This window comes from Streptococcus sp. HMSC067H01, assembly GCF_001814775.1.
Taxonomy (GTDB): Bacteria; Bacillota; Bacilli; order Lactobacillales; family Streptococcaceae; genus Streptococcus.
This window is the reverse complement of the sequence record NZ_KV817803.1, coordinates 1-17693: the sequence shown is the minus strand read 5'-3', so window position 1 is coordinate 17693 and position 17693 is coordinate 1. Positions and strand designations below refer to the sequence as shown.

The following is a 17693-nucleotide window of genomic DNA, read 5'->3' as shown; positions in this document are numbered from 1 at the left end:
GACCTTTAGAATGATTCTAAGGTCTTCTTTTTAGGAATAGGATTTTATTTGTAGCTTGGCTTGATGGGAGTTTTGTTCTTTAACATCACTTTGTCAAAAAGACTCAAAAGACTCCTAGAAGAGAAATTGAAAAAGCCAAGCCTGAACTGAAGGACATAAAAGAAAGAGGAGTAAGTGATGAAAAATAGTGCCATTGGGAGTAATTGGAAGGATGTTCGGTCTCAACTCTTCACCAAGGAGGAAATCCTTGAAAGTGATATGCGAGTAGCTATCATGAGTGAGTTAATTGAAGCTAGACATGAGCAAGGAATTAGTCAGAAAAAGCTAGAAGAACTCAGTGGAGTAAGTCAGCCTGTCATAGCTAGGATGGAAACAGGTAAGACTAGCCCTCAGTTAGATACGGTCTTAAAAGTTTTAGCCAGTTTAGGAAAGACACTAGCAGTTGTCCCCCTTGAACAGGAAAAAAGTTGATTAAACTGACCTATAGTCTTTTCTAATAGCAAGCCATAGTCAGTTCTCGGTTCACTAATATTTTGTTCTAAACGTAGATATTTAAAAACTCTATTAACCATTGTCTACCAAAGGATTTGGGGAATTTTCTCCAAATCTTTTTTTATACTTCAAATAACGATATAGTTTCAAACTATATCAAAGCCTAATTTTTTACAATTATACAGACGCTTTCTTTTCTGTTAAGATAGTTTCAACAACAATTTTTGGAGGACAAAACATGTCAACTACTATTATCGGATTCCCACGTTTGGGTGAATTCCGCGAATTAAAATTTACAACTGAAAAATATTTTAGAAAAGAAATCTCAGAAGAAGAACTTTTGGCTGCTGCTAAAGAATTACGTGCGAAACACTGGAACATTGTCAAAGAAAAAGGCATCACTGAAATCCCATCAAATGACTTTTCTCACTATGACAACTTCCTTGATGCTGCTTTCCTTTTCAACGTAGTTCCTGCATCTGTTCAAAACTTGGAATTATCTGATCTTGAACGTTACTTTGCTTTGGGACGTGGTTACCAAGGAGAAAAAGGGGATGTTCGTGCCCTTCCGATGAAGAAATGGTTCAACACCAACTACCACTACATCGTTCCTAAATTTGAAAAAGACACTCAAGTAAAATTGGCTGGTCACAAGATTTTCGATGAGTTCCAAGAAGCTAAAGAATTGGGTCTTAACACTCGTCCTGTCCTTGTAGGTCCATTCACTTTCCTTCAATTGTCAGACTTTGAAGAAGGTGTGAAAGCAGAAGACTTCGTGGATAGCTTAGTAGCTGCTTACCAAGATGTTTTTGCAAAATTGGCTGAACTTGGTGCAACTCGTATCCAATTGGACGAAGCTGCCCTTGTCAAAGACTTGACAGAAGAAGAAAAAGCTCTCTTCTTGAACATCTACAACAAGCTTTTGGCTGACAAAAAAGGTCTTGAAGTCTTGCTTCAAACATACTTCGGAGACGTTCGTGACGTCTACGCTGACCTTGTCAAATTGCCAGTAGATGCGATCGGTCTTGACTTCGTTGAAGGTAAGAAAACTCTTGAACTCGTTAAAGGTGGTTTCCCAGCTGACAAGACTCTTTATGCAGGTATCGTCAATGGTAAGAACATCTGGCGCAACAACTATGAAAAGAGCTTGGCTGTTCTTGAGCAAATTCCAGCTGAAAACATCGTTTTGACAAGCTCATGTTCACTTCTTCATGTGCCATTTACAACTGCTAACGAAGAATTTGAACCAGCTATCTTGAACCACTTTGCATTTGCAGTTGAAAAATTGGATGAGATCCGTGACTTGGATGCTATCCGCAACGGTCAAGGTGCAGAAGCTCTTGCAGCTAACAAAGAACTCTTTGCGACTGAACGTGTTGGTGAAAATGCGGAACTTCGTGCTCGTATCGCTGGATTGACAGATGCAGACTACACTCGTTTGCCAGCCTTTGCTGAACGTGAAGCTATCCAAGAAGATGCCTTCAAACTTCCAGCTCTTCCAACAACAACCATCGGTTCATTCCCTCAAACTAAGGAAGTTCGTGCTAAACGTTTGGCCTTCCGTAAGGGTGAATTGTCACAAGAAGAATACGATGCCTTCCTTGCTGAAACTATCGACGAATGGATCAAATGGCAAGAAGAAGTTGGATTTGACGTGCTTGTACACGGTGAATTCGAGCGTAATGACATGGTTGAGTATTTCGGTCAAAACTTGTCAGGTTACCTCTTCTCTAAGAATGGTTGGGTACAATCATACGGTATGCGTGGGGTTAAACCACCAATCATCTGGGGTGATGTCACTCGTCTCAACCCTATCACTGTCAAATGGTCTAGCTACGCACAAAGCCGTACTGACAAACCTGTTAAAGGTATGTTGACTGGACCTGTTACTATCCTTAACTGGTCATTCCCACGTGAAGACATCTCTATCAAGGATTCTACTCTTCAAATCGCTCTTGCAATCAAGGATGAAGTTCTTGACCTTGAAGCTGCAGGTGTGAAAATCATCCAAATCGACGAGGCTGCTCTTCGTGAGAAATTGCCACTCCGTCGTAGCGACTGGTACGAAGACTACCTTGACTGGGCTATTCCAGCCTTCCGCTTGGTACACTCAACAGTAGCACCAGATACACAAATCCACACTCACATGTGTTACTCAGAATTTACAGATATCATCCCAGCTATCGACAACATGGATGCGGACGTTATCTCATTTGAAGCTAGCCGTTCAAACCTTGAAATCTTGGACGAACTCAAAGCTCAAAACTTCCAGACAGAAGTGGGTCCTGGAGTTTACGATATCCACTCTCCTCGTGTGCCTAACGAAGGCGAAATCGACCACACAATCGAAGCCATCCTTGCTAAAGTACCAAGCAAGAAAGTATGGATCAACCCTGACTGTGGTTTGAAAACACGTGGTATTCCAGAAACGAAAGAAAGCTTGATCCGCCTAGTAGACGCTGCGAAAGCTGCGCGTGAGAAATTGTAAGAAAAGACAGTTCTCTCTACACGGTTGATCAGTAAGAAATCAACTAGAAAAGGTTCATACATATGTCACGTCAAACACCGTCCCTCTCATTTGAAGTTTTCCCTCCAAACCCAGAAGTAGGCAATGACAAAATTATCGCCGCCCTGAAAGACATGCAGGGCTTGGCACCACACTTCATCAGTGTGACTGCTAGTAATAATAAATTTAATATCAAAGAGACGACGGTTCGTTTGGCAGACTATATCCAAAATGACTTGGAGATCCCAACCATCGCGCACTTGCCAGCTATCTATTTGACTAAGGATAAGGTGGCTGAGACCATTGCGGATTTGGATAAAGTTGGTGTTCAGAAAATCTTGGCTTTGCGTGGGGATATCATTCCAGGTGTTGAGCCTCAAAAAGATTTCCGTTACGCCACAGACTTGATTGAGTTTATCACTGAACAGGCGCCACATTTTGATATTATTGGAGCTTGTTACCCAGAAGGGCACCCGGATTCGCCAAACCAAATCTCAGATATCCAAAATCTCAAGAGAAAAGTAGATGCAGGCTGTTCAAGTCTTGTCACTCAGCTATTCTTTGACAATGAGCGTTTCTACGATTTCCAAGACAAGTGTACCTTGGCAGGGATTGATGTTCCTATTCATGCAGGTATCATGCCAATCCTCAATCGTAACCAAGCGCTTCGTCTCTTGAAGACTTGTGAGAATATCCATCTCCCACGTAAATTTAAGGCTATCTTGGACAAGTATGAGAATGACCCTGAGTCACTCAGAGCAGCAGGACTTGCCTATGCAGTAGACCAAATCGTGGACTTGGTAACTCAGGACGTTGCAGGTGTGCATCTCTACACTATGAACAATGCAGAAACTGCCCAATACATCCATCAAGCAACCCATGCCTTGTTCAATCATCAACCTCAAGGATCATAAACAATAAACCATTCCTCTTTTCATGGAGGAATGGTTCCTTTTTAATAGAAAAGCCAGCACTTTTTAAGAAAAATATGATAAAATAGACTCTGTACGTACTTGATACAAAGATGAGGGTATAAACGTCTAAAAACTGTTCAAACTTAACTGGAACCAACCAAATTATCTTGAGTAACTGAACCCGGCCGAAAAGCTGTGTAAAAAAGATAAACTGTCTTGTCTTCATCGAAGACTTCGTCAGTTTCCTATTTTTACTTTGCTTTTGACGTCCTTGGTATCTTGAGAATTGAACACGCCTAAAACTCTGTGGAAAAAGATAAATCTACCTAGGAGCATTCGCTCCGTCGTTCGATTTCCTATTTTCCTTTGAGTTGCTTAACGGCTTAGTATCTTGAGAATTGAACCCGGCCGAAAAGCTGTGTAAAAAAGATAACCTGTCTTGTCTTCATCGAAGACTTCGCCAGTTTCCTATTTTTACTTTGCTTTTGACGGCCTTAGTATCTTGATCTTTGTAGGCAAGGCGTATAATATTAACAATCCAAAGGGGATTAAAATGACAAAACAAGTGTTTCAAACGACTTTTGCGGGTCGTGAGTTGATCGTAGAGACTGGTCAGGTTGCTAAGCAAGCAAATGGCTCTGTTGTGGTACGTTACGGTGAGTCAACTGTCTTGACTGCTGCCGTTATGTCTAAGAAGATGGCAACTGGGGATTTCTTTCCGCTTCAAGTCAACTACGAAGAAAAAATGTATGCGGCTGGGAAATTTCCTGGTGGCTTTATGAAACGTGAAGGACGTCCTTCAACAGATGCGACTTTGACAGCGCGTTTGATTGACCGTCCAATCCGTCCAATGTTTGCGGAAGGTTTCCGTAATGAAGTGCAGGTCATCAATACTGTTCTTTCTTACGATGAAAATGCATCTGCACCAATGGCAGCTATGTTTGGTTCATCATTGGCCTTGTCTATCTCAGATATTCCATTTGACGGACCAATCGCTGGGGTACAAGTAGGTTATGTGGATGGACAAATCATCATCAACCCAACGCAAGAACAAGCAGAGCAATCGCTTCTTGAATTGACAGTAGCAGGTACTAAGCACGCTATCAACATGGTAGAGTCTGGTGCCAAAGAATTGTCAGAAGAAATCATGTTGGAAGCCCTTCTCAAAGGACATGAAGCTGTTAAAGAATTGATTGCCTTCCAAGAAGAAATCGTTGCGGCAGTTGGTAAAGAAAAAGCAGAAGTAGAATTGCTTCATGTAGATGCTGAATTGCAAGCTGAAATCATCGCAGCCTATAACAGTGACCTTCAAAAAGCTGTTCAAGTTGAAGAAAAATTGGCGCGTGAAGCTGCGACTCAAGCAGTAAAAGATCAAGTAACAGCAGTTTACGAAGAAAAATATGCAGACCACGAAGAATTTGACCGTATCATGCGTGATGTAGCTGAAATCTTGGAACAAATGGAACACGCAGAAGTGCGCCGTTTGATTACTGAAGACAAGGTTCGCCCTGATGGTCGTAAGGTCGACGAAATCCGTCCTTTGGATGCGGTTGTTGACTTCCTTCCTCGCGTTCACGGTTCAGGTCTCTTTACTCGTGGACAAACTCAGGCTCTTTCTATCTTGACTTTGGCGCCAATGGGTGAAACGCAAATCATCGATGGTTTGGATCCAGAGTACAAGAAACGCTTTATGCACCACTATAACTTCCCACAATACTCTGTAGGGGAAACTGGACGTTACGGTGCTCCAGGTCGTCGTGAAATTGGTCACGGTGCTCTTGGGGAGCGTGCTCTAGCTCAAGTATTGCCAAGCTTGGAAGAATTTCCATACGCTATCCGTCTAGTAGCAGAGGTTTTGGAATCAAACGGTTCTTCATCTCAAGCCTCTATCTGTGCGGGAACGCTTGCTCTTATGGCTGGTGGTGTGCCAATCAAAGCGCCAGTAGCAGGTATTGCAATGGGTCTCATCTCAGATGGTAACAACTATACAGTATTGACAGATATCCAAGGTTTGGAAGACCACTTTGGAGATATGGACTTCAAGGTTGCAGGTACTCGCGACGGGATTACAGCCCTTCAGATGGATATCAAGATCCAAGGGATTACTGCAGAAATCTTGACGGAGGCTCTTGCTCAAGCCAAGAAAGCTCGTTTTGAAATCCTTGATGTGATCGAAGCAACTATTCCAGAAGTTCGTCCAGAATTGGCTCCTACTGCTCCGAAAATTGATACTATTAAGATTGATGTGGACAAGATTAAGATTGTCATCGGTAAAGGTGGAGAAACCATCGATAAGATCATCGCTGAAACAGGCGTTAAGATTGACATCGATGAAGAAGGTAACGTATCGATCTACTCTAGTGACCAAGATGCTATCAACCGTGCTAAAGAAATCATTGCTGGTTTGGTTCGTGAAGCTAAAGTGGACGAAGTCTACCATGCTAAAGTTGTTCGTATCGAGAAATTTGGTGCCTTTGTCAACCTCTTTGACAAGACAGATGCCCTCGTTCATATATCTGAAATGGCTTGGACTCGCACCAACCGTGTTGAAGACTTGGTAGAAATCGGCGATGAAGTGGATGTTAAAGTTATCAAGATTGATGAAAAAGGTCGTGTAGATGCTTCTATGAAAGCTCTTCTTCCTCGTCCGCCAAAACCTGAACATGATGAAAAGGGTGAGAAATCAGAAAGACATCACCGCCCACGTCATCACAAGGACCACAAACCAAAGAGAGAATTTACTGAAACACCAAAAGATTCAGAATAAGAAAGGAGAAATATATGGGATGGTGGCGTGAAACCATTGAAATCGTAAAAGAAAATGATCCAGCAGCTCACTCTACCTTGGAAGTTTTGCTGACCTATCCTGGTGTCAAGGCCTTGGCTGCCCACCGTCTCTCCCATTTTCTCTGGAAGCACGGTTTCAAGCTTTTAGCTCGCATGCACAGCCAGTTTTGGCGTTTTTGGACTCAGATTGAGATTCACCCCGGAGCTCAGATAGAATCAGGTGTCTTTATTGACCATGGAGCAGGTCTGGTCATTGGGGAAACGGCCATTGTTGAAAAGGGAGTACTCCTTTATCATGGGGTAACCCTTGGTGGGACTGGGAAGGATTGTGGCAAACGCCATCCGACCATTCGTAAAGGTGTTCTCATCTCTGCTCATGCCCAAGTCATTGGACCAGTTGAAATCGGTGAAAATGCCAAAGTTGGTGCTGCAGCGGTAGTTGTGGCAGATGTACCTAGTGATGTAACAGTCGTCGGTATTCCAGCCAAGATTGTCCGCGTTCATGGGCAAAAAGATGAGCTTACTATTCATGAAGTTGAAGCCAAGCGAGAATATTACCTCGATAAGCTGGACCACGCTAAGGAAGCTAGTCACAGGTCGTCTGGTTTGTAGAGGATACCTATATGATTCAAGCAAGAAACAAGTTAAGCCAAGAGGAGTTATCTGAGGCGAAAAAACTAATTAACTGTTGCCAAGCCTATGATGGAACTTATCGTGATCCCTATCTCTCTAACATGCTTAATTTTGACCCAAATATGCCCGCCTTTTTCCTTTATTATGAAAAAGGCGAACTTGTTGGCCTATTAACGGTTTATGCAGATGATCAAGATGTGGAAGTGACGATACTGGTTCATCCAGATCATCGCCGTCAAGGAATTGCGCGTGCATTGTTTACTAGTTTTGAGAGAGAAACAGCTTCTTTTCCGATTCATTCAGTCACTTTTCAGACAGAGCGTGTTTTTCTAGACCGCCATCTTGATTTTGTTAGCAACTGGGGACTGGTTGAGGATGAAGAGACAGAAACCTGGTTAGGTAAGGATAGAAGACCTTATCCGTTAGCAAAACTTTCCAATCTTGAAGTTTTGTTAGCAGATTGTTCGTATCAGGATCAAATTAGTCAGTTAAAATTTCAGGCATTTTCAGAGGAACATGAATCTAGAGAAGTTGTGGATAGATATGTCGCTGAAGCTCTGAAAGATCCAGAAAGTCGCTTATATGTTTTATTAAAAGACGGTCAGGTTATTGGAACTTGCACGGTTGATTTATCAAGCGATACGAATTACTTCTACGGTTTAGCAATATCGGAACCTGAACGTGGGCAAGGCTACGGAAGCTATCTAGCAAAATCCCTCGTCAACAAACTGATTGAGCAAAATGACAAGGAATTTCAGATTGCAGTGGCAGATAGCAATGTAGGTGCCAAGCGCTTGTATGAAAAAATTGGCTTTGTCAAACAGACTCAGGTGGTTTATCTGAATACGAAAGAGTAATAAATGCTATTAGAAGAATTTGAAAATGTGCCTGCTGTTATCGAACCGACTGATCGAAGCCTCCTTAGTGGTGGAGAAATTTGTGATACCATTATCTTGTCTTTTAATGGAGAAATCCTTGAACGAGTAAAGCAGATAGATGGTGTCTACGAAGGTGGCTATCTTACCAATCTAAATGGTAAACTGCCATGGTATATCTATGAAAAAGATGAGAGTAAGGTAGCAGTTGCTATGGCTCTTATTGGAGCTCCAATGGTTGTTGGACTCTTAGAAGAACTCAAAGCAAGAGGATTTAAGAACTTTATCATTTTAGGATCTTGCGGAGTTCTAGACCAGTCTATTCAAGCAGATAAGATTATCCTACCAAGCTCGGCTTTACGTGATGAAGGTACTAGTTATCACTATGCTCCAGCAAGTGATGAAATAGTCTATGAGCAATCTCTACTCTTAACTATGGAAAAAGCCTTGGATAAAGCTGGCATTGAGCATATTCGAACAAAGTCTTGGACCACAGATGCCTTCTATCGTGAGACAGCTGCTAAAGTCAAACGAAGACTAGTAGCAGGAGCTAGAGTTGTAGATATGGAAGCTTCAGCTATCATGGCCTGGGCCCAATATCGACTAGCCAATGTCTATCAATTTTTCTATACAGCTGACTATGTTGATCATCATAATCATGAGTGGGATGCCAGACGCGATGACAGAAAAGCAGATGCTATGACTTTCTTTGAGATGGCATTAGTAATTGCTAGAGATTTGGATTGAAACTACTCTCTACTAATAGGTACGAATTGGAATTACTGTTGTCTGGCTTATTTTTCTTGTCCAGCAAGGATTTTGCTGAATACTTTGATTAGCTTAGGTCTAATCATCTGGGTCTATCCCGCTAAGTGAAGGCGAAGCAGAACTAGAAAGGAAACTACAAGAATGGCAGTATATTTTTACGGCTGTATCACCATGGATGGCTACTTGGCAGACAGCCAGCACAGGATAGACTGGTTGCATCAGCTTGGTTCTGTAGAGGATACAGGCTATGATGACTTTTACAGGCAAATGGATATCACTATCATGGGCAAGCGGACCTTTGAGGAAATTCAAGATTTGCAAGATGTAGAAAATTTTTATCAAGCTACGGAAAACTATGTCTTTACGCATGATAGGCACCTGCCTGTCAGCAATTACCAGCCAGTAGCTGGAGATGTGGTGGACTTTGTTCACCAGATTGACAAAGGCAAAAATGTCTTTGTGATTGGTGGTAATTCCTTGGTAGGACCGCTCTTGGATGCGGATCTTTTCGACCACCTCATTATTCAGATAGCGCCCCTTATCCTGGGAAAGGGGGTTCCCCTCTTTACCCAAGAGGAAGGGAAGCGCTTTTACCAACTGGATAGCCTCAGACAATTTGGCCCTTTTGCAGAGCTGGTTTTCAGCCGAAAAAGTCAGAAACAGAGAAGGGAGTGGACCGCATGATTAATATTTACGACACCATGACCCGCAGCTTGCGGAAATTTGTACCTATTACCGAAAAGACGGTCAAGATGTATGTCTGTGGGCCAACGGTTTACAACTACATTCACGTAGGGAATGCTCGCTCGACAGTAGCCTTCGATACCATTCGTCGCTACTTTGAGTACCGTGGTTATGAGGTTGCCTACATTTCCAACTTTACCGATGTAGATGACAAGATTATCAACCGAGCCAAGGAAGAAGGCATCACACCTCAAGAAGTAGCGGACAAGTACATTGCTGCCTTTCGTGAGGACGTGACGGCTTTGGGGGTGAAACCTGCGACTCGTCATCCTCGTGTAGTCGAGTTTATGGATGATATTATTCGTTTTGTTGCTGATTTGATTGAAAAAGGCTATGCATATGAGAGTCAAGGAGATGTCTATTTCCGTGTGGAAAAATCTCATAACTATGCTAAGTTAGCTAATAAAACACTAGAAGACTTGGAACTAGGTGCTTCAGGTCGTACCGATGAAGAAACGGCTCGTAAGGAAAATCCTGTAGACTTTGCTCTTTGGAAATCTGCTAAACCAGGTGAGATTTCTTGGGACAGTCCTTGGGGACCTGGACGTCCAGGCTGGCATATCGAATGTTCGGTCATGTCAACGGAGATTTTGGGTGATACCATCGATATTCACGGTGGTGGAGCTGACCTTGAGTTTCCTCACCATACCAACGAAATTGCCCAGTCTGAAGCTAAAACAGGCAAGACCTTTGCCAACTACTGGATGCACAATGGTTTTGTCAATATCGACAATGTCAAGATGTCTAAGTCTTTGGGTAACTTCATTACGGTACACGATGCCCTCGAAACGATCGACGGTCAAGTATTGCGTTTCTTCTTTGCGACTCAGCACTACCGTAAGCCTATCAATTTTACGGAAAAAGCAGTGCGTGATGCTGAGACCAATCTCAAGTATCTGAAGAACACTTATGAACAACCATTTACTGGAACTGTAGATGTGAAAGAACTTCAAGCTTTCAAAGACAAGTTTGTGGCTGCCATGGATGAGGATTTCAATACAGCTAATGGAATCACAGTTGTCTTTGAAATGGCCAAGTGGATCAACTCAGGAAACTATGATACAGCTGTCAAGGAAGCTCTTGCGGCCATGTTGGAAGTCTTTGGTATTGCCTTTGTCGAGGAAGTTTTGGATGAAGAGATTGAAGCCTTAATCCAAAAACGTCAAGAAGCGCGTGCTAATCGTGACTTTGCAACAGCAGACCAGATCCGTGACCAACTAGCTGCACAAGGGATTAAATTGCTTGATACCAAGGATGGAGTGAGGTGGACACGTGATTGATGTCAATCTTATTAACGGGATTGCTCTAGCCTTTGAAGGAGATGCGGTTTACTCTATGTATATTCGTCGCCATCTCATTCTCAAAGGCATGACCAAACCCAATAAACTTCACCAAGAGGCAACCAAGTATGTGTCGGCCAAGGCTCAGGCACGCTTGATTTCTCTTATGTTAGAAGAAGAAGTCTTAACGGAAAAAGAAGAAGAAATCTACAAACGGGGCCGTAACACCAATAGTCACACAAAGGCTAAAAATGCGGATGTGGTAACCTACCGTATGTCCACGGGTTTTGAAGCGGTCATGGGCTATCTTCATATGACAGGAAATGTGGAGCGCCTCGAAACCTTGATTTCGTGGTGCATCCAAAAAGTGGAGGGCTAGGACATGATTGCAAAGGAACTACTAGATTGGTTTCCAGATGGTAAAATCTTAGATCAACCAGTAGATAAAGAAGGGTATCTTTGCCTATCTTTGTCAAATAATCAGTGGCTTTTGCTGGAGGAAGCTAGTCTGAGTGAGCGTGAAAAACAATTGGTTTCTCTCTTAAACCAGCAGGAACAAGCTGTCTCGCTCAATCCTTGGTATAGCCATTTGATTGAGGGCAAGGGTCAAGCACCTCAAACTTTCAAAAAAATACAGCTTGTATATTGCCACCTGTCTTATTTCCAACAGGAGAATCTATCTTCTTGGTTAGACATGATGCGAACCCTGTTTCCAAATTACTTGACTATGATTCAGGTAGGAGCCCAGGATTACATTTTTGTTCTTCAACAGGACAAGTACTCTTCAGTTCGTTCTATCCTAACAGACACTATCGAAGCGGTAGAGTATGACTTTGGAGTTCGTCTGTCGATCATGCTTGGTCAGGTCTGGGCTCAGAATGCCCAGCAAAACTTAGCGAGCTTGATTAAGGCAGAGCGTGAGCTCTTTAAGACTTGGTGGCGTCAAGGTCATCAAGGAGTTCATACTTTTTCTCAACTTTATCTTTGGAGTTTGGGAGAAAGACAGGTTGATCTTAGAATTATAAAGGATTTTCTTCGCCAGCAGATTCTAGATCAAGATCAGATTCAGGAAATTATTTTGTCTCTTTGGGACAATAGTGCGGTTCTGACAAAAACAGCCCAGCAGTTGTATTTGCACCGTAATTCTCTCCAATACAAGATTGATAAATGGGCTGAACTGACAGGCTTAGAATTAAAAGATTTGACAGATTTGACCCTCTGTTATCAACTGATATTACCAGATATAATCTAAAGTTTTGTGCAAGTTGCACAGAACTTTTTTATTTTTTTGGTCACCTTGCCATAGATTAGTTAAGCGTTTTCATCTATAATAAAACTATCAAATGACAAAAGGAGTTCTCCACAATGGTAGAATTAAATCTTAAAAATATTTACAAAAAATATCCAAACAGCGAACACTATTCAGTTGAAGACTTCAACTTGAACATCAAAGACAAAGAGTTTATCGTTTTCGTAGGACCTTCAGGATGTGGTAAATCAACTACCCTCCGTATGATTGCCGGTCTTGAAGACATCACAGAAGGTACTGCATCTATCGATGGCGTGGTAGTCAACGACGTAGCTCCAAAAGACCGTGATATCGCCATGGTATTCCAAAACTACGCTCTTTATCCACACATGACTGTATACGATAATATGGCTTTCGGTTTGAAATTGCGTAAATACAGCAAGGAAGACATCGACAAACGTGTACAAGAAGCAGCTGAAATCCTTGGATTGAAAGAATTCTTGGAACGCAAACCTGCTGACCTTTCTGGTGGTCAACGTCAACGTGTTGCCATGGGTCGTGCGATCGTCCGTGACGCAAAAGTATTCTTGATGGACGAGCCTTTGTCAAACTTGGATGCCAAACTTCGTGTATCAATGCGTGCTGAAATCGCTAAAATCCACCGTCGTATCGGAGCTACAACTATCTACGTAACTCACGACCAAACAGAAGCGATGACGCTTGCAGACCGTATCGTTATCATGTCAGCAACTAAGAACCCTGCTGGAACAGGTACTATCGGACGTGTTGAACAAATCGGTACTCCTCAAGAAGTTTACAAAAACCCAGTTAACAAATTCGTAGCAGGATTTATCGGAAGCCCAGCTATGAACTTTATCAACGTTAAATTGAACGGTGACCACATCGTTGCTGACGGCTTTAACTTGAAAGTTCCAGAAGGTGCTTTGAAAGTTCTTCGTGAAAAAGGCTACGAAGGTAAAGAATTGATCTTCGGTATCCGTCCAGAAGACGTGAACGCTGAGCCTGCTTTCCTTGAAACATTCCCAGAATCAGTTGTGAAAGCAACTATCTCTGTATCAGAATTGCTTGGTTCAGAATCTCACCTATACTGCCAAGTTGGTAAAGATGAGTTCGTTGCAAAAGTTGACGCTCGTGACTACTTGCAAGCTGGTGCAACAGTTGAACTTGGATTTGACTTGAACAAAGCTCACTTCTTCGACGTAGAAACTGAAAGAACAGTTTATTAAGATAGATTTTAAATGTGTTAGCACTGCTAGAGTTTTCTAGTAGTGCTTTTTTGCTAAGATAAGCAAACTCTTACAGAAGAGGCTTTTCTAGTTTTCATATTGTCAAAAAAGTGTTAAAATGGTAGGAAGAACTGGAGAGTATGCATGCCCAAAGAAGTAATTTATTCAGGCGATGAAGTCGTCGCTTTAACACAGAAATATTTATCGAAAGAAGATGTGGCTTTTGTACATAAAGCCTTGGTTTACGCTGTAGAATGCCATAGTGGTCAATATCGTAAATCTGGCGAACCCTACATTATCCACCCTATTCAGGTAGCAGGTATCTTGGCTAAGCTCAAGCTAGACGCTGTCACTGTTGCCTGTGGTTTTTTGCATGACGTGGTTGAAGATACGGAAACGACCTTGGATGATTTAGAGAGAGAGTTTGGTCACGATGTTCGCATTATCGTGGATGGGGTTACCAAATTAGGAAAGGTTGAGTACAAGTCTATCGAGGAGCAGCTGGCTGAAAACCACCGCAAGATGCTCATGGCTATGTCAGAGGATATCCGTGTTATCTTGGTCAAACTGTCTGACCGATTGCATAACATGAGAACCCTTAATCACCTTCGTAAAGATAAGCAGGAACGAATCTCCAGAGAAACCATGGAAATCTATGCTCCGCTTGCCCATCGTTTGGGGATTTCAAGTGTTAAGTGGGAACTAGAAGACCTATCCTTCCGTTATCTAAATCCGACTGAGTTTTACAAGATTAGTCACATGATGAAGGAAAAACGTCAAGAACGTGAAGCCTTGGTAGATGAGGTTGTGACAAAACTTGAGGAATATTCATCAGAACGCCACCTTACAGGAAAAATCTATGGTCGTCCCAAGCATATCTATTCGATTTATCGTAAGATGCAGGACAAGAAGAAACGCTTTGAAGAGATCTACGACCTGATTGCCATTCGTTGTATCCTAGACACTCAGAGTGATGTCTATGCTATGTTGGGATATGTCCATGAGCTTTGGAAACCAATGCCTGGACGCTTTAAGGACTACATTGCCAACCGTAAGGCCAATGGTTACCAGTCCATCCATACAACTGTTTATGGACCAAAGGGACCTATTGAATTCCAGATTCGAACCAAGGAAATGCATGAGGTTGCTGAGTACGGGGTTGCTGCTCACTGGGCCTATAAAAAAGGTATTAAGGGGCAGGTTAATGGCAAAGAATCTGCTATCGGTATGAACTGGATCAAGGAGATGATGGAGCTTCAAGACCAGTCCGATGATGCTAAGGATTTCGTAGAGACGGTTAAAGAGAATTACCTAGCAGAAGAAATCTACGTCTTTACTCCAGACGGAGCCGTTCGCTCTCTTCCAAAGGATTCTGGACCGATTGACTTTGCCTATGAGATTCATACCAAAATCGGTGAAAAAGCAACTGGTGCCAAGGTTAATGGTCGTATGGTTCCCTTGACTACCAAACTAAAGACGGGTGACCAGGTTGAAATCATCACCAATCCAAATTCCTTTGGGCCAAGTCGTGACTGGCTTACCATGGTCAAGACCAGCAAAGCTCGGAACAAGATTCGTCAGTTCTTTAAGAACCAAGACAAAGAATTGTCCATCAATAAGGGCCGTGAAATGCTGATGAGTCAATTCCAGGAGAATGGCTATGTGGCTAATAAATTCATGGACAAGCGTCATATGGATGAAGTCCTCCAAAAAACTAGCTACAAGACTGAGGAAGCTCTCTTTGCGGCTATTGGTTTTGGGGAAATTGGAGCCATCACAGTCTTTAACCGTTTAACTGAAAAAGAGCGCCGTGAGGAAGAACGCGCCAAGGCCAGGGCAGAAGCTGAAGAGTTGGTCAAGGGTGGCGAAGTCAAGGTTGAAAACAAGGAAACCCTCAAGGTGAAGCATGAGGGTGGTGTTGTCATCGAGGGAGCCTCTGGTCTCTTGGTGCGGATTGCCAAATGTTGTAACCCTGTTCCAGGTGATGATATCGTCGGCTACATTACTAAAGGTCGTGGTGTTGCTATCCACCGTGTTGACTGTATGAATCTTCGTTCGCAGGAAAACTACGAGCAACGTCTATTAGATGTTGAGTGGGAAGATCAATTCTCAAGCAAGGAATATATCGCTCATATCGATATTTACGGTCTCAATCGTACTGGACTCTTGAACGATGTTTTACAGGTCTTGTCAAATACAACTAAAAACATCTCAACGGTCAATGCCCAGCCTACCAAAGATATGAAATTTGCGAATATTCACGTTTCATTTGGGATTTCTAACCTTTCAACTCTGACAACGGTAGTTGATAAGATTAAGAGCGTACCAGAAGTCTACTCTGTTAAACGGACCAATGGTTAAGTTGGGGCGATAGATCTAGAAAGGCTATTATGAAAATCATTATTCAGAGGGTCAAAAAAGCCCAAGTTAGCATTGAAGGTCAGGTATATGGACAAATCCAGCAGGGATTATTACTCCTAGTTGGTGTTGGCCCTGAGGATCAAAAAGAAGATTTGGATTATGCAGTGAGAAAACTTGTCAATATGCGTATCTTTTCAGATACCGAAGGCAAGATGAATTTATCAGTCAAGGATATCCAAGGAGAAATACTTTCCATCTCTCAATTCACTCTTTTTGCAGATACTAAAAAAGGGAATCGCCCAGCTTTTACAGGTGCTGCTAAGCCTGATGTTGCAGAGGCTTTCTATCAAGATTTTAACCGAGAACTAGCCAAGGAAGTTCCTGTGAAAACAGGTATTTTCGGAGCAGATATGCAGGTGGAACTGGTCAATGATGGACCGGTAACAATCATTCTTGACACCAAAAATAGATAAGAAAAACCAAGCCCGCTAGCTTGGTTTTTTGCTGATAAAGACTTTAGTTCATTTTTTCAACATAGAGTTGTTTAGCGATTTCGAGGCTGACTTGAAGTTCTTCATTGTTGTGAATCAGGGTAAAGGTATTAGAGAAGCCATCGAACTGCTTGACTTGGAGTTGGTCTCCAATATGGATAGCATGTTTATCCAAATTTTGGAGGATTTCAAAGCTGTCATGAACTCTTGTCAGAAGGTAGTTTCCTACTTCTTTGATATCAGAAAGTGGCAGGTTATTAACTTCAACTAGAAGCTCACCCTTAGCAGGAATGGTTCCTCCATGGGGACAGGTCTTTGGAAAGCCTAACATACTCTCCAGTCTCTCCACAAAAAGGTCTGAAACTGTATGCTCTAATACCTCAGCTTCATCGTGAATCTGATTGCTGGTATAGTCTAGATGGTGAACTAGAAAGACCTCTATCAGTCGATGCTTGCGATAAAGCTCAGAGACCAGCTTTAAGCCAATATCCGTTAGTATATAGCCATTTTCTTTATTCTTTAATATAAGATTTTCGGATTGCATGCGCTTGATCATCTCAGTTACCGCAGGAGGTGATACCTGCATCCGAGCAGCGATTTCCTTGTTGGTAATCTTAGGAACTTCCATGCCAATCTCATAAATACATTTTAAGTAATCTTCTTTATTTGGTGTCATTCGCATTTCCTTGTTTATTATCTCCATCTAGTATACCAAAAAAAGCTAGATTTCTCTAGCTTTCTGTCTTGTTACAAGTGGGCTTTCTTTTAGTCAAGCGACTTTGCTGCTTCAATGGCTGCTTCAAAGTTTGGCTCGCTGTTGATATTGTCCACATACTCAACATAACGGATAATATTGTCAGCATCGAGAACAAAAACGGCTCGAGCAAGCAGATGCCATTCATTGATTAAGAGGGCATAATCGCGTCCAAAGGAGTGGTCGAAGTAGTCTGAGAGCATGATGGCATTCTCAATTCCTTCAGCACCACACCAGCGTTTTTGAGCGAAGGGGAGGTCCATAGACACCGTTAAGACAACAGTGTTGTCTAAGCTAGCTAATTCTTGGTTAAAGCGACGAGTCTGTAGCGAGCAGATGCCTGTATCGATAGAAGGGATGACACTCAAGATTTTTTTCTTGCCTTCAAAGTCAGCCAGTGTTTTTTTAGAGAGGTCAGTCGTTGTGAGAGAGAAATCAAGTGCCTTGTCGCCCACTTGTAGTTGTTTTCCCGTAAAAGTAACAGGGTTTCCAAGGAATGTAGTCATAAGCTACTCCAATCTTTTTTCTTTCATTCTACATTAAATGTTCAGAGTTTTCCAATAATTTGACTGGATTTTGAATAAAAAAAAAA

16 protein-coding genes and 1 pseudogene are annotated in these 17693 nt (G+C 42.3%); 15 read left to right on the top strand and 2 right to left on the bottom strand.

Annotated elements, in window-relative coordinates:
• Window positions 1–32: 32 nt before the first annotated feature.
• The 15 genes and pseudogenes from HMPREF2987_RS11300 to dtd all read left to right on the top strand — a co-directional run.
• Window positions 33–188 (top strand): annotated as a pseudogene (locus HMPREF2987_RS11300) (type II toxin-antitoxin system RelE/ParE family toxin); the annotation flags it as partial.
• The gene (locus HMPREF2987_RS06590) at window positions 178–471 is read left to right on the top strand and encodes a helix-turn-helix domain-containing protein (protein ID WP_000797748.1); all 294 of its coding nucleotides are present in this window, start codon (window positions 178–180) and stop codon (window positions 469–471) included. The pseudogene HMPREF2987_RS11300 and the gene HMPREF2987_RS06590, both read left to right, overlap by 11 nt.
• A gap of 259 nt (window positions 472–730) precedes the next feature.
• Window positions 731–2980 (top strand): 5-methyltetrahydropteroyltriglutamate--homocysteine S-methyltransferase, encoded by a 2250-nt coding sequence (gene metE / locus HMPREF2987_RS06585; protein ID WP_075229839.1) that lies wholly within the window; start codon window positions 731–733, stop codon window positions 2978–2980.
• A gap of 62 nt (window positions 2981–3042) precedes the next feature.
• Window positions 3043–3912: a methylenetetrahydrofolate reductase [NAD(P)H] gene (gene metF, locus HMPREF2987_RS06580; protein ID WP_075229838.1), complete on the top strand. Its 870-nt coding sequence runs from the start codon at window positions 3043–3045 to the stop codon at window positions 3910–3912.
• A 553-nt stretch (window positions 3913–4465) separates the two neighbouring features.
• Complete coding sequence (gene pnp / locus HMPREF2987_RS06570) at window positions 4466–6679, top strand: polyribonucleotide nucleotidyltransferase (RefSeq protein WP_075229836.1); 2214 nt, start codon at window positions 4466–4468, stop codon at window positions 6677–6679.
• A 14-nt stretch (window positions 6680–6693) separates the two neighbouring features.
• Window positions 6694–7311, top strand: a complete 618-nt coding sequence (gene cysE / locus HMPREF2987_RS06565) for a serine O-acetyltransferase (protein ID WP_075229835.1) — start codon at window positions 6694–6696, stop codon at window positions 7309–7311.
• Window positions 7312–7322: 11 nt separating this feature from the next.
• Window positions 7323–8189 carry a GNAT family N-acetyltransferase gene (locus tag HMPREF2987_RS06560; protein ID WP_075229834.1) on the top strand — a complete coding sequence of 289 codons (867 nt, stop codon included), beginning with the start codon at window positions 7323–7325 and terminating at the stop codon, window positions 8187–8189.
• 3 nt (window positions 8190–8192) lie between these two features.
• Window positions 8193–8954 (top strand): nucleoside phosphorylase, encoded by a 762-nt coding sequence (locus HMPREF2987_RS06555; RefSeq protein ID WP_075229833.1) that lies wholly within the window; start codon window positions 8193–8195, stop codon window positions 8952–8954.
• A gap of 162 nt (window positions 8955–9116) precedes the next feature.
• Window positions 9117–9659 carry a dihydrofolate reductase family protein gene (locus tag HMPREF2987_RS06550; RefSeq protein ID WP_075229832.1) on the top strand — a complete coding sequence of 181 codons (543 nt, stop codon included), beginning with the start codon at window positions 9117–9119 and terminating at the stop codon, window positions 9657–9659.
• Window positions 9656–10999 (top strand): cysteine--tRNA ligase, encoded by a 1344-nt coding sequence (gene cysS / locus HMPREF2987_RS06545; RefSeq protein WP_075229831.1) that lies wholly within the window; start codon window positions 9656–9658, stop codon window positions 10997–10999. The genes HMPREF2987_RS06550 and cysS overlap by 4 nt, the downstream gene beginning before the upstream one ends.
• Window positions 10992–11378, top strand: coding sequence for a Mini-ribonuclease 3 (locus tag HMPREF2987_RS06540; protein ID WP_075229830.1), 387 nt, complete (start codon window positions 10992–10994; stop codon window positions 11376–11378). Before cysS ends, HMPREF2987_RS06540 begins: the two co-directional genes overlap by 8 nt.
• A 3-nt stretch (window positions 11379–11381) precedes the next feature.
• Window positions 11382–12251: a helix-turn-helix domain-containing protein gene (locus HMPREF2987_RS06535; RefSeq protein ID WP_075229829.1), complete on the top strand. Its 870-nt coding sequence runs from the start codon at window positions 11382–11384 to the stop codon at window positions 12249–12251.
• A gap of 113 nt (window positions 12252–12364) precedes the next feature.
• Window positions 12365–13495, top strand: a complete 1131-nt coding sequence (locus HMPREF2987_RS06530; RefSeq protein ID WP_049532807.1) for an ABC transporter ATP-binding protein — start codon at window positions 12365–12367, stop codon at window positions 13493–13495.
• A gap of 144 nt (window positions 13496–13639) precedes the next feature.
• Window positions 13640–15856 carry a RelA/SpoT family protein gene (locus HMPREF2987_RS06525; RefSeq protein WP_075229828.1) on the top strand — a complete coding sequence of 739 codons (2217 nt, stop codon included), beginning with the start codon at window positions 13640–13642 and terminating at the stop codon, window positions 15854–15856.
• Window positions 15857–15885: 29 nt separating this feature from the next.
• Window positions 15886–16329 carry a D-aminoacyl-tRNA deacylase gene (gene dtd, locus HMPREF2987_RS06520; protein WP_075229827.1) on the top strand — a complete coding sequence of 148 codons (444 nt, stop codon included), beginning with the start codon at window positions 15886–15888 and terminating at the stop codon, window positions 16327–16329.
• A gap of 43 nt (window positions 16330–16372) precedes the next feature.
• On the opposite strand, the gene HMPREF2987_RS06515 is transcribed toward dtd, so the two are convergent.
• Both HMPREF2987_RS06515 and tpx read right to left on the bottom strand, forming a co-directional pair.
• The gene (locus HMPREF2987_RS06515) at window positions 16373–17023 is read right to left on the bottom strand and encodes a metal-dependent transcriptional regulator (protein WP_075229826.1); all 651 of its coding nucleotides are present in this window, start codon (window positions 17021–17023) and stop codon (window positions 16373–16375) included.
• An 89-nt stretch (window positions 17024–17112) separates the two neighbouring features.
• Entirely contained in the window at window positions 17113–17607 is a 495-nt protein-coding gene (gene tpx, locus HMPREF2987_RS06510) for a thiol peroxidase (protein ID WP_061863530.1), read from the bottom strand.
• Between the last annotated feature and the right edge of the window lie 86 nt (window positions 17608–17693).

Coding starts and splice junctions, on each gene's coding strand:
- dtd (WP_075229827.1), top strand. CDS start 15,886: ATGAAAATCATTATTCAGAGGGTCAAAAAAGCCCAAGTTAGCATTGAA.
- HMPREF2987_RS06530 (WP_049532807.1), top strand. CDS start 12,365: ATGGTAGAATTAAATCTTAAAAATATTTACAAAAAATATCCAAACAGC.
- cysE (WP_075229835.1), top strand. CDS start 6,694: ATGGGATGGTGGCGTGAAACCATTGAAATCGTAAAAGAAAATGATCCA.
- HMPREF2987_RS06515 (WP_075229826.1), bottom strand. CDS start 17,023: ATGACACCAAATAAAGAAGATTACTTAAAATGTATTTATGAGATTGGC.
- metF (WP_075229838.1), top strand. CDS start 3,043: ATGTCACGTCAAACACCGTCCCTCTCATTTGAAGTTTTCCCTCCAAAC.
- metE (WP_075229839.1), top strand. CDS start 731: ATGTCAACTACTATTATCGGATTCCCACGTTTGGGTGAATTCCGCGAA.
- cysS (WP_075229831.1), top strand. CDS start 9,656: ATGATTAATATTTACGACACCATGACCCGCAGCTTGCGGAAATTTGTA.
- HMPREF2987_RS06560 (WP_075229834.1), top strand. CDS start 7,323: ATGATTCAAGCAAGAAACAAGTTAAGCCAAGAGGAGTTATCTGAGGCG.
- tpx (WP_061863530.1), bottom strand. CDS start 17,607: ATGACTACATTCCTTGGAAACCCTGTTACTTTTACGGGAAAACAACTA.
- HMPREF2987_RS06535 (WP_075229829.1), top strand. CDS start 11,382: ATGATTGCAAAGGAACTACTAGATTGGTTTCCAGATGGTAAAATCTTA.
- HMPREF2987_RS06555 (WP_075229833.1), top strand. CDS start 8,193: ATGCTATTAGAAGAATTTGAAAATGTGCCTGCTGTTATCGAACCGACT.
- HMPREF2987_RS06550 (WP_075229832.1), top strand. CDS start 9,117: ATGGCAGTATATTTTTACGGCTGTATCACCATGGATGGCTACTTGGCA.
- pnp (WP_075229836.1), top strand. CDS start 4,466: ATGACAAAACAAGTGTTTCAAACGACTTTTGCGGGTCGTGAGTTGATC.
- HMPREF2987_RS06590 (WP_000797748.1), top strand. CDS start 178: ATGAAAAATAGTGCCATTGGGAGTAATTGGAAGGATGTTCGGTCTCAA.
- HMPREF2987_RS06525 (WP_075229828.1), top strand. CDS start 13,640: ATGCCCAAAGAAGTAATTTATTCAGGCGATGAAGTCGTCGCTTTAACA.